Annotated in this window: 15 protein-coding genes; 8 read left to right on the forward strand and 7 right to left on the reverse strand. The window is 69.1% G+C overall.

The genetic code is table 11. The features are described from left to right. Positions 1-116: 116 nt before the first annotated feature. On the forward strand, positions 117-419 hold the full coding sequence (locus ACX9TP_RS34395) for a hypothetical protein (RefSeq protein ID WP_482974875.1): 303 nt from the start codon (positions 117-119) through the stop codon (positions 417-419). A 734-nt stretch (positions 420-1,153) separates the two neighbouring features. Here the strand turns inward: ACX9TP_RS34395 and ACX9TP_RS34400 are convergent. Further along, the gene (locus ACX9TP_RS34400; RefSeq protein ID WP_482974876.1) at positions 1,154-1,693 is read right to left on the reverse strand and encodes a hypothetical protein; all 540 of its coding nucleotides are present in this window, start codon (positions 1,691-1,693) and stop codon (positions 1,154-1,156) included. 679 nt (positions 1,694-2,372) lie between these two features. After that, positions 2,373-3,191, reverse strand: a complete 819-nt coding sequence (locus ACX9TP_RS34405) for an actinoporin family protein (protein ID WP_482974877.1) — start codon at positions 3,189-3,191, stop codon at positions 2,373-2,375. Positions 3,192-3,632: 441 nt separating this feature from the next. Between ACX9TP_RS34405 and ACX9TP_RS34410 the strand changes: the two genes are divergently transcribed. Further along, positions 3,633-3,851, forward strand: coding sequence for a hypothetical protein (locus ACX9TP_RS34410; protein WP_482974878.1), 219 nt, complete (start codon positions 3,633-3,635; stop codon positions 3,849-3,851). A 276-nt stretch (positions 3,852-4,127) separates the two neighbouring features. After that, positions 4,128-4,679 carry a hypothetical protein gene (locus ACX9TP_RS34415; RefSeq protein WP_482974879.1) on the forward strand — a complete coding sequence of 184 codons (552 nt, stop codon included), beginning with the start codon at positions 4,128-4,130 and terminating at the stop codon, positions 4,677-4,679. Positions 4,680-4,930: 251 nt separating this feature from the next. On the opposite strand, the gene ACX9TP_RS34420 is transcribed toward ACX9TP_RS34415, so the two are convergent. Next, positions 4,931-5,344: an MmcQ/YjbR family DNA-binding protein gene (locus ACX9TP_RS34420; protein WP_482974880.1), complete on the reverse strand. Its 414-nt coding sequence runs from the start codon at positions 5,342-5,344 to the stop codon at positions 4,931-4,933. A 289-nt stretch (positions 5,345-5,633) separates the two neighbouring features. On the opposite strand from ACX9TP_RS34420, the gene ACX9TP_RS34425 reads away from it, so the two are divergent. Continuing rightward, positions 5,634-5,825: a hypothetical protein gene (locus ACX9TP_RS34425; protein WP_482974881.1), complete on the forward strand. Its 192-nt coding sequence runs from the start codon at positions 5,634-5,636 to the stop codon at positions 5,823-5,825. A gap of 81 nt (positions 5,826-5,906) precedes the next feature. Here ACX9TP_RS34425 and ACX9TP_RS34430 read toward each other — a convergent pair whose 3' ends face one another. Both ACX9TP_RS34430 and ACX9TP_RS34435 read right to left on the reverse strand, forming a co-directional pair. Further along, a complete protein-coding gene (locus ACX9TP_RS34430) occupies positions 5,907-7,130 on the reverse strand; it encodes a lanthionine synthetase C family protein (protein WP_482974882.1) in 1,224 nt (407 codons plus the stop codon). 86 nt (positions 7,131-7,216) lie between these two features. After that, the gene (locus ACX9TP_RS34435; RefSeq protein ID WP_482974883.1) at positions 7,217-7,390 is read right to left on the reverse strand and encodes a hypothetical protein; all 174 of its coding nucleotides are present in this window, start codon (positions 7,388-7,390) and stop codon (positions 7,217-7,219) included. A gap of 378 nt (positions 7,391-7,768) precedes the next feature. Here ACX9TP_RS34435 and ACX9TP_RS34440 point away from each other — a divergent pair, with 378 nt between their 5' ends. Beyond that, positions 7,769-8,167 carry a hypothetical protein gene (locus ACX9TP_RS34440; RefSeq protein WP_482974884.1) on the forward strand — a complete coding sequence of 133 codons (399 nt, stop codon included), beginning with the start codon at positions 7,769-7,771 and terminating at the stop codon, positions 8,165-8,167. A 216-nt stretch (positions 8,168-8,383) separates the two neighbouring features. Continuing rightward, positions 8,384-9,244, forward strand: coding sequence for a hypothetical protein (locus ACX9TP_RS34445; protein ID WP_482974885.1), 861 nt, complete (start codon positions 8,384-8,386; stop codon positions 9,242-9,244). Between the two features lie 42 nt (positions 9,245-9,286). Here the strand turns inward: ACX9TP_RS34445 and lepB are convergent, their stop codons facing one another. Further along, positions 9,287-9,958 carry a signal peptidase I gene (gene lepB / locus ACX9TP_RS34450; RefSeq protein WP_482974886.1) on the reverse strand — a complete coding sequence of 224 codons (672 nt, stop codon included), beginning with the start codon at positions 9,956-9,958 and terminating at the stop codon, positions 9,287-9,289. Between the two features lie 166 nt (positions 9,959-10,124). Here lepB and ACX9TP_RS34455 point away from each other — a divergent pair, with 166 nt between their 5' ends. Both ACX9TP_RS34455 and ACX9TP_RS34460 read left to right on the forward strand, forming a co-directional pair. Beyond that, complete coding sequence (locus tag ACX9TP_RS34455) at positions 10,125-11,390, forward strand: DUF3592 domain-containing protein (protein WP_482974887.1); 1,266 nt, start codon at positions 10,125-10,127, stop codon at positions 11,388-11,390. Between the two features lie 116 nt (positions 11,391-11,506). Next, positions 11,507-13,957 carry an ADOP family duplicated permease gene (locus ACX9TP_RS34460; RefSeq protein WP_482974888.1) on the forward strand — a complete coding sequence of 817 codons (2,451 nt, stop codon included), beginning with the start codon at positions 11,507-11,509 and terminating at the stop codon, positions 13,955-13,957. 37 nt (positions 13,958-13,994) lie between these two features. On the opposite strand, the gene ACX9TP_RS34465 is transcribed toward ACX9TP_RS34460, so the two are convergent. Continuing rightward, on the reverse strand, positions 13,995-14,429 hold the full coding sequence (locus tag ACX9TP_RS34465; protein WP_482974889.1) for a peptidase associated/transthyretin-like domain-containing protein: 435 nt from the start codon (positions 14,427-14,429) through the stop codon (positions 13,995-13,997). Between the last annotated feature and the right edge of the window lie 235 nt (positions 14,430-14,664).

Genomic DNA, 14,664 nt, shown 5'->3' on the forward strand with positions numbered 1-14,664 from the left:
GCATGAAACGTATTGTGTTTGCGGTCGCGACCCTGTCTTTCGCTGTGCTCCTGGGATGTGGCGGTACCGAGGCCCCGTCAGATTCGGAGACGCTGGAAAGTGCCGAGAGTGCCCTGGTGACCTGCTCGACCAGCTGTGCCAATGGCACCACGCTGTCGTGCACGGGCAATACGTGCTCCGCCGCGAATGCGGACCATGTGCAGTGTGATGGGAACTACCAGTACTGTCCTCCGGGCCGGTGCCAGTGGTTCCAGGCCACCTCGTGGGATTCGTCCGAGGCCGCCTGTGATGCCGCCAGGCAACAGGGCACGAGCTACTGCGCTGCCTACGGCGGCGTCCAGAGCATGGGCCGGATGTGTCTGACCACTCCGGACGACAATCCATACGTCGCAGCCAACTACATCTGCTGCAGTCAGTAGTGCCTCGCCTCGCCGCCCCTGAAGGCATGGCAGGGGCGGCGACATGGAAGAAGAACCGAGAAAAATACGATTATGAAGCTCCTCCCCTCATGGGAGGAGCCATGAGCGGGGCGCAGGACGCGAAGACCGCGGGTGGCTGGACCGGCGTGAATTGCTGCTCGCTGGAGCAGCAGCAGCCTCCTCCGTGGCGCTGGCCCAAAGAGCCCTCTGCATGGCGGAGGAGGGCCGCTGACGGGGAGCCTCCGAGCTGTGTGCCGGGCCGGGAGACAAGCCGCGCAGCCCCTTGGGGTACACGCCTGTCCAGGCCGCTCTCCCACGAGGAGCACGGCTGGAGCCTGGGCCTGCTGGCCATGGCTTGAGCCTCAACACCCTGCGGCGTGGGGGCCCTGGCGCCGGGACCCGCCTTGCTCTCGCCGTGGGCAGTCCCAGGGGCTCCAGAATCGCTCGTAACCCTTCCCACTTCCTGCGCGGACGACTCGGCCCGCTACCGGCCTTCCACGCCTGACGCAGGCGAACACGTCCACCGCGAATGTCCTGCTTGAGCAGCCCCGCCCAGTCCACTCGCGGCCACCTCTCCTTCCTCGGCTCCTGCCTCGCCGAGGCATGGGGTGCCATGCTCGCATCTTCCGCTCCCGCTTGGGCAGCATCCCCGGATGGCTTCTGGTGCTTCCTTGGAGTCAGCGCTTGAGTGTCCTGGCTTCCTCCTGACGTTTTCGCGGAAATTGGAACCGAGGCTATCGACGCTGGAGCTTTTGATGCGCCTCAAGCGCCATTTGGAACGCTTTCACGACGCGCTCACCGGCGTTCCATGACGCAACCTGAGGAGCAGCACCAGCAATCTGCTTGTTCTCCAAGGCAGATCCCATGACCAGGGTTGCGAATGCCCAGAGAAGCTGGCCGCCGTCCTTGTCCACGTCTATCTCCCCTGCATCATAGGCGATGGGAGCTCCACTCGCGAAGAGATAGAAGCCAGCCGGAGGCCTTCCGAGCCCGTCGGGCTTCATCCGAAGCGCCTCTAATGCCAACCCGACGAGGTGTCGGGTCGCCGCCCCCCACTCCATCGCGCTGAGGTCGAGAACCCCTACCCTGAATGGAGCTGGCTGGAACAGGGAGAATGCGACAATGGCTGCCGGAAAGCCCTTCGGAGTCACGCCATCGCCTGCCCGGATGATGGTGTACGGAGCCGAAAGGAATTGTAGCAGCTCTCCGGCGGAGACCTGCGCCACGCTCCCACCACCTTGCGCCTCTTGCTTCTGTATCTGTGCTCCAGTCATCGGACGCTCCTTGGGACATCGCTGTCGTCCCAGCCAACGAGCGGCCGACAGGAGTTTCTCAACCTCAGACAGAATCGAAGCCTGTCAAGGCGGCCCTTATTCTGTTGCGATGCGCCATGAGAGAACCCTGAAAATCCATGAGCTTATCCGGCCCCATGAGTCTTCACTCCATACACTGACGCTCCGCATCACGGGCTACGGGCATGACATGACACCACCACATGCCAGCAAATCCGCCGCCACTGGCCAGGGAGGTCGAGCGCCGAAACCATGGAGCCCTGAGGTCCATTATTGCGAGGGCCAACAGGAATGGCCGGTGGAGAAGTGCTGTCGTCGCATGGGAGGCAACTGACTCATGTCGGAGGACATCCGACTGGAACCCGATACGGGAGCTCGCCCACCGCGTGGAGCAGGGCGAACCGCTGGCAGTCATGAGCGAAGTACGAGCATTGCTGCTTCGCTCCACCCACGAGCCTGTTCGTCATGGCGCAGTGGCATCCGGAATCATTCTGAACTGGCAATCGCGCTTCCCGCACGGCCTCGGGTGGTACGCCTTAGGTTAGCACGGCGCGAGGATGGACTGGCCGAACGGGAAGCGGCCCTGCTGCCGCTTCCCGCTGGCTCTGCGCCTGCCCGACATCCAACCGTGGTCGAAGCTCATGACCAGCAGTGCGGCTGTTCACGACACGCGCTTGATACTCACGACCAGCCCAGCCTTGCCTCCATCGCCCATGAAGCCCTCCAAGTAGTAGCCGTGAGCGTTCCACGAGGAAGTGCCCCTGTCGGCCCGGGCCACATCGCCCTCGGTCAGCTGATGGTAGTTGTAATACATGTCCCGGTACAGGTCGTAATTGGCATCGACGTGTTGAGGGACGACGCCCACCTTGAACCAATTTGAGTAGAGGTTGTAGTCGAATGGGATGGACCACATGACAGCCAGTCTCTTGTCCGTCCACTCCAAATCGAACGTGATTACACCAACGGTTCCGACTGCGGCGTTGGTCGACTTCGTGGCGGTTCCCGTGCCAGCTTCGCCAGCAAGAATGGGATTGTCCAAACTCTCGAGCTTACCCGAGAACGTGTAGTACCTCGGCCTATAGAGATGGTTGCCTGTGTAGTTGCGGATACCCAAAGCGCAGACGCGATCGATGTTCACGTTGGTGAGGATGGTGTTTACAGCGTTCAGAAGCAACTCGAGGGGTTCCACGGGGATCTTTCCCCCGGTGCGCTGTGTTGCAATCGATCCAGAGGACGAACCGCCCTCTTGAGTGCTCTCTGGAGGCATCTTGCGGTCCAGGTTTGTGGCGACCTCAAATCCAGCTGTCTCGACATTCATCAGACTGACCTCCACTGAGGTGACGGCGTTCAATGCCATGGTGAGCAGTGCCCCAAAGTGCAGCAACAAGCTGCCAGAGATGCTCTCTCTTTGCAGGCTCAGCCAGTGCCCCTGCGGAACGGCGTGCCGCTGACGGCCGGCCCAATCCCTCTTGCTTGACATGATAAGTTTATGAGTTCAGCGACTGCTGGCAGAGTGAATGCAGCGCACGCGACCACCAGCAGTCCCCCCGTGTGCCTCGCGCAGACCCAGTGCGGCCCTACGGACTCCACGGTGGAGCAGCAGACGGAGAGGGACTCTGTTGCGGGTGGCGGGCTGGAGCAGAGGGGCCGAGGAGGGCCGCTGACGGGGGCGTCCGCGCTGTGTGCCGGGCCGGGAGACAAGCCGCGCAGCCCCTTGGATTACACGCCTTTCCAGGCCGCCCTACCACGAGGGGAACGGCAGCCCCTGAGTCAGGGAAGTTGTCGCCTCGGCTGACGCGCCGGGCTGACGACGCCCTGGGGCGAGAGCAGGAAAAGGGGTTCCGCTCGCGGGCTGTGGCGTGGACATGCGGGAGCCCCGGACGAGAACGTCCAGACAATGATCTCCGACAGCGGTCTGGTCATGAGCATCGTCGAGGGCTCTGCGGATGGGGACGGCGATGCGATGTCGTCGATGAGCGAGCCGAGCGGGATGGTGTCCGCGTACGGCGCCGACTGCTGGGTGACGCTCCTGTATTGTAAGGACCCGCGCACCGGCACGGCGACCTGCAGGACCAACGGCAAGTGTACCAACGCGCAGATCCAGAAGAACTGCGAAGCGCTCTACCAGAAGAACTGCTGAGCCCACCCAGGCCACGTCCAGTGTAGGGAGCGTTCACGGAAGGATTCCGTGGACGCTCCTCTTGAGAGGCGCTTCTCGCCCGGAGGTGTCGCTAATGCGGGCCGGGTTTTCTGGCCCTCCTACACCTGGAGTGCGCGAGAGTCGCGGGAACGCTTGCACCCTCAGAGAAGCCAGCTGCGTCGGGCTTCCGTGCGGCGCCTCGGGCCGGCGCATTCCTGGCTGCCCCCGGACGAGCCCGGTACCCTGCGCGCTCCTCTCACGAAGGAGCTGCACCCGGTGTCCATCCGTAGAACGACCGTCAGCACTCGCAATGCCACCGTCAGCGCCATGCTCGATCCGGCCCTGAGCAGCGCGCGCGACGCGCTCCAGGCCTTCCTCGAGAAGGCCCTGCGCGCCCAGTTCGGCGCCGACTGGCAGGCGACGCTGGAGCGTGACCGGATGGCGCAGGGCCGCCCCACGAGCGAGCGCTGGGACTGGGGCAGCATCAGCTATCGCCTCGGGCACTTCCGCTCCCCGCAGTCCACGGGCAGCGGCGTGGTGACTGAACCGCTCGTCGCGCTCGCCCGACTCGCCAAGGCCTACCGCAACCTCTTCCAGCACGAGGAGCTCACGGACGCGCAGGTACGCCACGCCATGGAGGGGCTCGCGCTGCTGCAGGAGGCGCTGGGAAACAAGACGCGCGCGGCGGAGACGCGCGCCGCGCTCGAGGTGTGGGCGAGACCGGCCCGTGCCGCCAAGCGCCCTGCGCGCAAGGCTCCGACGGCCGTCAAGCGTGCGAAGCCCGCGGCGAAGAAGAAGACGCCGAAGGCGAAGAGCGCCCGTCGCTAGCGGCCACCGAGACTGCCGTGCTGGCGACAGCGCCCTGTACGTCGGTGCCCACGAGCCGCGCATGCAACTGCGCGCCACCAGGAACGATGGGGATGCGGTGGCCCCAAATGGCCAGCCGGCGAAGAAAACGTGGACATTGAGGAGCGCGACTCCCGGTCCGCGCGCGACATGAGCTGTCATGGATGGTCAGTCAGGGCGGGCGCGCCTGCTGACTGAGCAATCTGGACAAGCTCCTCTCGCGCCCTCGAGGGCTATGACCGCGAGCGCGGAGCACGCTTCCGCGCTCGCGTGGCCTTCTTCGTGACACTCCGGGGCGCGGGAGCCGGAGATCCACCGTCGAGCTGCGTGACCAGCTTCTTCGGCGCCTTGAGCCGCCAGGAGGACTTCAGCCGCGAGCGGCACTCGGAGATGCGCAGCGCGCCCAGTCGCGCGAGCACGGCGGGATAGCCACGGTAGTGGTCGGTGATGAAGTAGACGTCGGACCGAGCCGTGATGAGGAACTCCTGTTCATCGACGCTCTCGAGCAGGAACACGACGGACGTCCCGTCTTCCTTGAGCCGGACGAAGGACTTGCCTCGCACCTTCAGCGCGGGGGTGCGGAACCAGATGTCTTCCTTTACTTCCGGCAGCTCCAGCCCGAGCTTGCACAGCTGTTCCCATGTCATGGCGGCTGTCTATCACGCACTGCCCGTGGTCCATTTCCGGACCAGGGAGGAAGGCCTGAGCTGACAGGCACGACGACGTCAGTGGGCACGAGCTCGCAGGTCCGGCAGGAGCTGCTCGCGAAGGTGTACGTCGACGCCGAATCTGCACACGAATGAGTCCCTCAGGTTCCTCCAGACGAAGGCGTGGTACGGCTGGACCCGCTTCGCCCTGCCCATCACCTCGGATCCGACGTGCGCGTCCCTGGGCTTCAACAACATCAATACATTCTATCGCGACGGCGGCTACTCCATGTCCCAGCACTACTGGAACAACGGCTGGGGCGGCCCCATCGGCCTGGGCGGCTCGCTGGGCTCCTCCCCCGAGGCCACCCGGTGGAACGGCAACCAGCTCTTCATCGTCACCGCGGACCCAGCCCTGAACTTCATCTGGGCGAAGGGCTGGAATCCGAGCACCGGGTGGAGCGGCTGGACGACTTTCTAGCCACGCGGCGTGAGACAGGGACTTTCGTCCTGTCGATGCGCGAACCGGAAATCTCCAGCACGCGCATGAGGCGGGAGCCGCTCAAAGGCCTCGCACGGAGAAGAGCATCGTCCGGTCCCACGCGGGCTCGATGGCAGAGGCTCCCGCCAGCAGCACGAGTGCGACGCCCGTGGCTCCCACGATGAGGCCCGGCTCCTCGGTCCACCCGAGGCTCCCGTCGGGTTGCCGCCCCCACGCACGGAAGCCGCCCACGCCCTGCCCCTCCTGGTGCAGGTCCAGCGTGCGTTGCAGCCACTGCCGCGCGGCCTCTCCCAGAGAGGCATCCCCGCTGGCCTGGTACAGGCGATTGAAGAAGTGCGCGAGACCGGCGGTGCCATGGCACAGCCCCGGCTCCTTGAGGCGGGCCTCCTGCGCCTCCCGTGCGGCGGCGCGCGCGAGCACCAGCGCGCGCGCCTCGCCCTCGGCGTCATCCAGGGCGCGCGCGCACCAGAAGAGCCCGAGCGCGACGCCGGGCGTGCCGTAGCACCAGGCGGGCCGGGTGCTGACGTCAGGACCGGTCGGCGTGAGGTAGGCGGGAGCGCGGTTGGCCGCGCACTGGGCTTCGAGGAAGGTGCGCGCGCCCATCAACACGTCGCGCCCGGCCGGCGTGAGCACCCCGGCGCGGTGCGCCCCCGCCAGGACCGCGAGCATCCCGGCGGCCCCGTGGGCGAGGCCCAGGTCCCAGGCACCCGACGGGAAGCGCTCGCGCTTCGACGGAGGCAGGTGCTCGGCGGGCGTCCACCAGCCCCAGCCCTGCGGCGCGCGCTGCGCGGCCTCGGTGAGGCGGACGGCGACGCGTGCGAGCAGTGCGCGCGCACGAGGGTCAGACAGCCGCTCCAGCGCGTACACGCCCACGCCCGTCAGCCCTGAGACGAGGTCCAGCCCGTGCCCCGGCGCGGGCGCGCCAGCGGAGAGCGCCTCGAGCTGCTCGTCCACCTCCTCCAACCCGTCCGCGTCCGCTGCGTCCAGGTGGGCCAGTGCCCATGCCAGTCCGGTGAAGCCACGGAAGAGCGACGCGTCCAGCGGGACGTCGGCCGCGCGGGCCGCGGCGGCATCCAGCAGCGCCTCCGGCTCCCCCGAGTCGAGCCCCGCGCGCGCGAGGTACGCGCTCAGCAGCGCCGCGGAGGGCAGTCCCTCGTCCAGAGTGGGATTGGCGCTACGGAGGGCACCGGCGCGCAGGGCCTCGGACACGCCCCGGGCGAGCTCGAGCGCACGGAGACGTACCGCGCCGTCGAGGACGGGATGCCAGGCAGGGAGAGGGGACATGGGGGCTGGCAGGCAAGGCTCGACGGGCACCGGCCCACCGCGAGGACGGGTCCTCGGGGAGGGCGGTGCCGTGCGACGTCAGCGGGCTAGCAGACGCAGAGGCTCTGGTCGACCGAGTTGGAACCGCACATCTCCGGGTAGGCGGCGCTGGGATGGGTTCCGCCAGCGACACCGTCCAGCAGGTTGAGCGCGCTCTCGTCCAGCGGGCGCACCGTCTCGCGCTTCAGCTTGAGCTTCGTCTTCTTGGGCTTCTGGTCCATGCAGGGCTCCTTCGAGGGATGGGCGAGTGCACAGGGTGTGCCCCCGCGATGTCAGGCGCGGCGTGTGGCTGACCACGCACGGCATCGTGGTTCGAGCCACGAGAATGAGTATCAGACTGGTGACGTGCCTTTGCTACACCCTTTCTCCGCATCCGCTCAGGCCCAGCCTCCGAGCCGCGGGACTCGAAGTGGAGGGGCGCGACGGACACCGGGCAAGGCTGGCATTGACGCGACCCTGCTGCTGCCACTGGACGTGCTGGGCGAGCGCTCCTACCACCTGGTGGCCGTGGAGCCTGCGCCCGTGCTGAGGACTCCTGTCATTGCACCAGCCATTCGATTACCGTGGCCTGGTTCCCTCCAACCTGCCGGAGTCTTCTCATGAAGCATCCATTCGCGGTGATGGTGGCGTTCCTCAGCCTTTCCCTCCTGGGATGTGGAGGCGCGGTCCCCGAGCCCGAGGCAGAGGCAGCGCCGGACGAGATGGGGGAGCACGCGACGGTCTCCCAGTTCGCGACCTGTACCGCCGTGTGCAACGGAGGGCAGTCGGTCTCCTGCACGGGCACCACGTGCTCCTCGAGCAACTACCAGGGTGTCACCTGCAACGGCGTGTTCATCGCCTGTCCCCCGGCCTGCTCGGGCTACCCCACGTGCACTTCCATCGCGGGCAAGCTCTGCTACGTCGAGGGCGCCGAGCAACTGTGCTGCTCGGGCGGCTCCACCAACCTGCTGACCTGCGGCAACAACCTCGCGGATCCCCGGCTCCGCTGGCTCTACTGAGCCGGTCCTCAGGCCCGCGCAGGGAGGCCTCCGGCCCTGGAGGTCGACCCGACACTCACCGAAGGGGGCTCGCGCTCCACTGCCTGTGTGTGGCACACTTACAGTCAAATCACGCATTCACAGGCTGTGGAGACTTCCATGGGTGTCGATTCCGTTGGCGGTTCAAGCTCCAGCAGGGGTTCTTCGTCTACCTCTTCGTCGTCTTCCGCTTCGTCCGTGAATGACAGCGCCGCGAGCGCGGAGGCGGCGAGGGCCGCCGAAGCCCAGCAGCAGGCGGACGCCGCCGCGGCGGCCGCGGCTGCGGAGAAGGCGGCGATTTCCGAGCGGCTCGCCCTGGACGTCAGCTCCTTCACCCCGGCGGCGGCGCCCAACGGAATGCCGTCGCTGACGGCCCCGCAGTTCACGAACGCGATGATGGACCCGACGCCTGTCGCGATGAATGCCACGCTGACGGCGCCCAATTTCAGCGCCAACATGCTCCAGTCCACGCCCATGGGGCAGCTGGCGTCCTTCGAGCGGCCCGTGCCGATTCCCCAGCCGAGGCCCGCCCACCTGACCCAGGCGGCGACGACGGCCAACCTGACCTATGGCGCGAACGCCAACACGGCGGCCGTCAGCGCGCACTCGCAGGCGGTGCTGGCGGACATCATGGCCACCGCCGGCGTGTCGGCGGCGACCATCACCAGCACGGCGCGGACGCCCGCGGACCAGGCGCGGGCCATGTACGACAACCTGCAGACCCAGGGCGTTGCGCGGCAGCGCGAGCTCTACGGGCGCTTCGGGGACCAGGTCATCGACGCCTACGAGGAAGCGGTGGGGGCGGGGCTGTCGCGGCCCGAGGTCGAGCAGGCCATGGTGGACAGAATCAACGAGCTGGGTCCCTCCAACGTGTCCCGGCACCTGGCGAACCCCGACCAGCTCAACGTCGTCGACATCTCCCCCCGCTCGATTCCGGCGAGCCAGCACGACGCGTTCATCGCCGCCGTCCGGGCGCACCCCTCCGTGTCGAACTTCCTCGGGCCTGCCGACGGAGACCCGGCGTTCCACATCGAAATCACCCAGCCGCAGCCGGAGTAGCCGGTCGCGAGCGGGCTGCTCGCCGTCCAGGCCTGAGCGGCCTCAGTCCTGGCGCGGCTCCACCAGCCGGGAGTCCTCGCTGCCCGGGGTGAGCGGCAGCCACAGGCGCTCGGTGCCTGAGAGCCCGTCGCGCGCGCTGTACACCACGGCCACCGCGCGCCCGAGCAGCCTGGCGCGCGGGACCAGCCCCCAGAAGCGGCTGTCGGCGGAGTTGCCCCGGTGGTCGCCCAGCATCAGGTACTCGCCCGCGGGCACCTGCCGCGGGCCGAAGTCCGGTCCCTGGTCCTCCTCGGGGGCGAGCGGGTGCGGCGCGCCGGGCAACTCCTCGCGCCGCACTCCCTGCGCAAGCGTCTGCTCCACCGGGGCGCCGTTGAGCCAGAGCCGTCCCTGGACCAGGGCCACGGTGTCGCCGGGCAGTCCGATGAGGCGCTTCACCATCGTCGTCCCCGTGAGCGGGTGGGCGAACACCACCACGTCGCCGCGGGTGGGCTCGCGCTCGGTGAGCCAGGTCTCGGTGAGCGGCACGCGCAGGCCGTAGGCGCGCTTGTCCACGAGGATGTGGTCCTTCACCGCCAGCGTCGGCTCCATGGAGCCGGAGGGCACGTGGTAGTGGTCCGCGAAACTGGCGCGACCCACCAGCAGGAAGAGCAGCAGGACGAGGTCCGGCAGGTGACGCTTCCAGCGACGTTCGGGGCGGGGCAGCTGCTCGGCCATGGGGGCCTCCTGTGCTCGGGGTGGCGGCCCAACCCGCACCCGCCCCCATCTCTTCCCGAGCACAGCGGGCACGCCCGTGTCGCCAATCGCGCTGCGTGGCCATGGTTCGAATTCAAGGCGTGGCGCCCGCCACGGTCGCACCGCTCCGTGCGACACTTTCCGGGGCATGTTCCCCGAAGACCCACCCATCGTGCTGCACCGCAGCCGAGCCTGGCTCCGCCAGCTGCGCGCCTGGCGCGTCGTCATCACGCTGTCGGCCCTGGCGCTGGCGTGGGCGACCGAGGACCTCGCCATGCCCGGCTCGCTGCGCTGGACGCTGGTGGGCGTGGTCGCGCTGCTCGCCGTGAGGCCCTCATGGGACCTCAGCCGCACCGTGAGCATCGACTCCATCTATCTGAAGCGCGGCTTCTCCAGCTGGGCGTGGGTCGACCTCGCCTCCGTGCAACTCGGGCCCCGCGAGAGCCCACGCCGGGGGCCGTCCCTCGGAAGCGTCACGCTGAACTTCAAGGACTCTTCCGGCGACAAGGTCGTGTCCTTCGGGCGCGAATGGCCGCTGGAGAGACTGCTGGAGCTAGCGCTCTCACGCGCACCGCTGACAATGGAGCTCACGCAGGCCCAAGAGCGCCTGGAACGGGAACGCAACCTGAGCTTCGGTGCGCTCCGGCTGGAGCCGGACTCACTCGAGCTCTGGGAGGGAGGAAGGCCCGTGCGCCGCGCGGCACGGGCGGACGTGCGGGAGGTGTCGCTGGAGCTCTCCGACCACGACGCCACGATGCGCATCGAAGTGACAGGAGAGGGGACATGGCACGTCCCGCTCGTGGAGCTGAGGGACCCGCATGTGCTGGCCACGCTCCTGGTGGGCCCTGAGTTCGGTCTGAGGAATTCCGCGCAGGGCGCACCGCCCCCCGCCGATAGGGCCCGCGCCTGGATAGCGCTCGCGATGGCGTACCTGGGCTTCATGGGGGGACTCCTGTCTGCGGCGGGACTCGCCTACGTCGTGGGCCTGGCCCATGAAGGCTGGGAGAGCTACGACTGGCAGCCCGTCCCAGCGGAAATCGTCACCTCACGCACCTGGGAATATCAGCCCATCCGGAATCGGACGACGACCGCCCTCGCGGGAGCCATCACCTACCGCTTCGTCTTCAACGGTGTCAGCCATACGGCGGAGCGCTTCACGGTGGAAGGGACGACCGCCCGAGAGGCAGGGCGCCTCGTTCCAGGCCAGCCCGTCACCGCCTACGTGCCGCCAGAAGCCCCCGAGCGCGCGGTGCTCGACCCCGGCCCTCCCTTCGCCAAGGTCATCATCGGCGGAGCCCTGACCCTGGCCCTCCTCGTGTCGTCGGTGTTGTACGGGCTCAAGAACCTCGCCACCTTTCTTGGCTGGAGCTCGTGGCCCTTCACATCCAAGGCCCGGGCACGAGGCCGCTCGTGACACCCGAGACACCGGCTGGGTAGCGGGCCAACCCCGATTCGCGCCCGGGAACACGCGGCGTGCAATCGCCGCCGCGTGCCGCCGTAGTGCCTCCGGGACTGACTCCGGAGGCTGTCATGGACACGTTCATCGGCGACCTGCGCCACGCGCTGCGCGGCCTGCGCCGCAGCCCGGGCTTCGCCCTCACCTGTGTCCTCATGCTCGCGGTGGGCATCGGGGCGAGCACGGCCCTCTTCAGCGTGGTGGAGGGCGTGCTGCTGCGACCGCTCCCCTACCCCCAGCCCGAGCGCCTGGTGCGCGTCTCGCAGCTCGCCTCGGACGGGCACGCGATGCGCTTCAGCGACCCGAACTTCGAGGACGTGCAGGCGCAGAGCCACAGCTTCGCGGCGCTCGCGCAGGTGGCCTCCGGCGGCGAGGTGACGGTGACGGGCGCGGGCGAGCCCGTGTTCGCCACCCAGGCGCTCGTCTCACGCGACTTCTTCCGGGTGATGGGCGTGCAGCCCGCGCAGGGTCGCATCTTCGCGCCCGAGGAGCAGCAGCCGGGCGGCGCGCCGGCAGTGGTGGTGAGCCACGCCTTCTGGCAGCGCCACCTGGGCGGACAGCCGCTCACCGCCGGGCACACCGTGCGCTTCGAGGGCCGCGGCTACGCCGTGGTGGGCGTGCTGCCCGCGAGCTTCAACTACCCGGCGGGCACGGCGCTGTGGACGGCGCGGGAGCTCGAGCCCCGCCTGCCCAGTCGCACCGCGCACGGCTGGCAGGTGGTGGGGCGGCTGCGCGACGGCGTTTCGCTCGAGGCCGCGCAGCGCGAGCTCTCGGGCATTGCGCGGGCGCTCAAGGCGGAGCACGGGGACGACACCTGGATGGCGGACGCGAAGGCCGAGTCCCTGCGCGAGAGCGTGGTGGGCGGCGCGCGCTCCACGCTGCTCATCCTCCTGGGGGCGGCGGCCTTCCTGCTGCTGGTGGCGGGGGCGAACGTGACGCACCTGCTGCTCGCGCGGGCGGCGACGCGGCGGCGCGAGCTCGCCGTGCGGGTGGCCCTGGGGGCGGGGCGCGGCGCGCTGGTGCGCCAGTTCCTTACCGAGACGGCGGTGCTCACGCTCGCGGGGGGTGTCCTGGGGGTGGTGCTCGCGGCGTGGAGCGTGCGGGCACTGCTCGCGCTGGAGTCCGGGGACCTGCCGCGCGTGGACGAGGTGGGGGTGAATGGCGCGGCGCTCGCCTTCGCGCTCGGGCTCTCGGCGCTGCTTGCGCTCGCGCTCGGGTGGGTGACGACGCTGCGGGCCGCGGGGCAGAGCCCGTGGGAGGCGCTCGTGGCGGGAGGCCGCACGCTCGCGGGTGGCGGAGGATGGGGCCGGGGCGCGCTGGTGGTGGGTCAGCTCGCGCTGGCCCTGGTGCTGCTGGTGGGCGCGACGCTGCTCGCGCGCAGCCTCGTACGGCTGCTGGAGGTGGACCCCGGCTTTCGCACGGACGGGGTCGCGGTGCTCAGCCTCGTGCTCCCGTCGACACAGGACGAGGCGGAGAGGCTGCGCCAGGTGCAGTTGCAGGAGACGCTGGGCGCCCGGCTGCGCGCGCTGCCCGGCGTGCGCGAGGTGGGCGTGGTGAACCAGTTCCCGCTCGAGGGCAGCGGCATCCCGGACGGGACGTTCCTGGTGCTCAACCGCCCGGACGAGGTGAAGAACTTCGACGACTTCCAGCGGCTGACGCGCGAGCCCTCGCGCACGGGCAGCGCGAACTACCTCGTGGCGAGCGAGGGCTATTTCCGCGCGCTGGAGATTCCGCTGCTGAGCGGGCGCCTCTTCGACGCGCGCGACACGCGCGACGCGCCGCACGTGGCGCTGGTGAGCGAGTCGCTCGCCCGTGCGCGGTGGCCGGGAGAGGACCCGGTGGGCAAGCTGGTCCAGTTCGGCAACATGGACGGGGACCTGCGGCCCTTCACGGTGGTGGGGGTGGTGGGAGACGTGCGCGACGAGCGCCTCGATGCCGCGCCCCAGCCCACGCTGTACGCCTGCAACCGGCAGCGCCTGCGCAGCGCGGGGCGCTTCCACGTGGCGGTGTCGGGAGCGGGCGGTTCCGCGGCGCTCGCGCAGGCGGCGCGCCCCGTGCTGCGCGAGCTGGCGCCGGAACTGCCGCTGCGGCTGCGCACGGTGGAGGCGCTGCTCGCGGGCTCGCTCGCCGAGCGCCGCTTCAGCCTGCTCCTGCTCGGGGCCTTTGGCGGCGTGGCGCTGCTGCTCGCGGTGCTGGGGCTGTACGGCGTGGTGTCCTACGCGGTGACGGAGCGCACGCGCGAGTTCGGCATCCGCTTCGCGCTGGGGGCGAGCGCGGGCGCGGTGCTGCGGCAGGTGGTGCGCCAGGCGGCGGCGCTCGCGGGGCTGGGGCTGGCAGCGGGCGCGGCGGGAGCCCTCGGCCTGACCCGGGTGCTCTCCAGCCTCGTGTACGGGGTGAGCCCCACGGACCCGGTGACCTTCCTCGCCGTCGCGCTGCTGCTGCTCGCGGTGGCGCTGCTTGCGGCGCTCGTGCCCGCCCGGCGCGCCGCGCGCGTGGACCCCATGACCGTCCTCCGCGCGGACTGAGGGCGAAATCCCCTCTCTCGAAGCATGGGCGACGGCTTCAGCGGCGGGTGGCGCGCGTCTTGTCGGTGGTCGCGCGGCGTGCCCGAACGGGGGGCGCGGGCGCATCCGTCTCGGTGTCGGGCAGCGAGTTGAGCTCCACGTGGTAAGCCTCCCGGTAGTCGGCGGCCCAGAAGAGAGTGGCGAAGACGGGGAAGATGAACAGCCCTCCGACGATGCCTCCTGCGGTGCGCGCCCCGCTCCACTGGTCGCGCCGGATGGTGACGTACTCGGGAGCGTAGCCCTCCATTTCCAGCGTGAAGCTCTCGGTATGGTTGACCGTGGCCGAGTCGCTGTACTCATACGGCGTCCGGCCGAGCACTTCTCCCGAGCGCGACCGGACCAGGGCGCCACTGGGACTGGAGCGAATCACCGTCGAGCTGGCACAGCCAGTGGACAGGAGGACGACGAAAACGGAAACGACGGAGCGATGCATGGGATGGACCTTCAGGGTGAGAGGCTCGCGCTCTCGGTGCAGCCCCTGGACCAGTCCTCACCGCCCGTGTTCTGGCGCACTTGCGCGGACCGGGGCATCCACGAACGGAGCCGCCCGTCCCGGCTTGTGGATTCCACTCACGGAGCGGGCGTGGGCCTCATGGCAGTCCTGAGGCCCGGCACTCGGAGAGCGTGACAGCCTCCGGGACCTCGATGGCGACCTGCACGACGGCACA

It is taken from the genome of Pyxidicoccus sp. M15 (assembly GCF_056858435.1).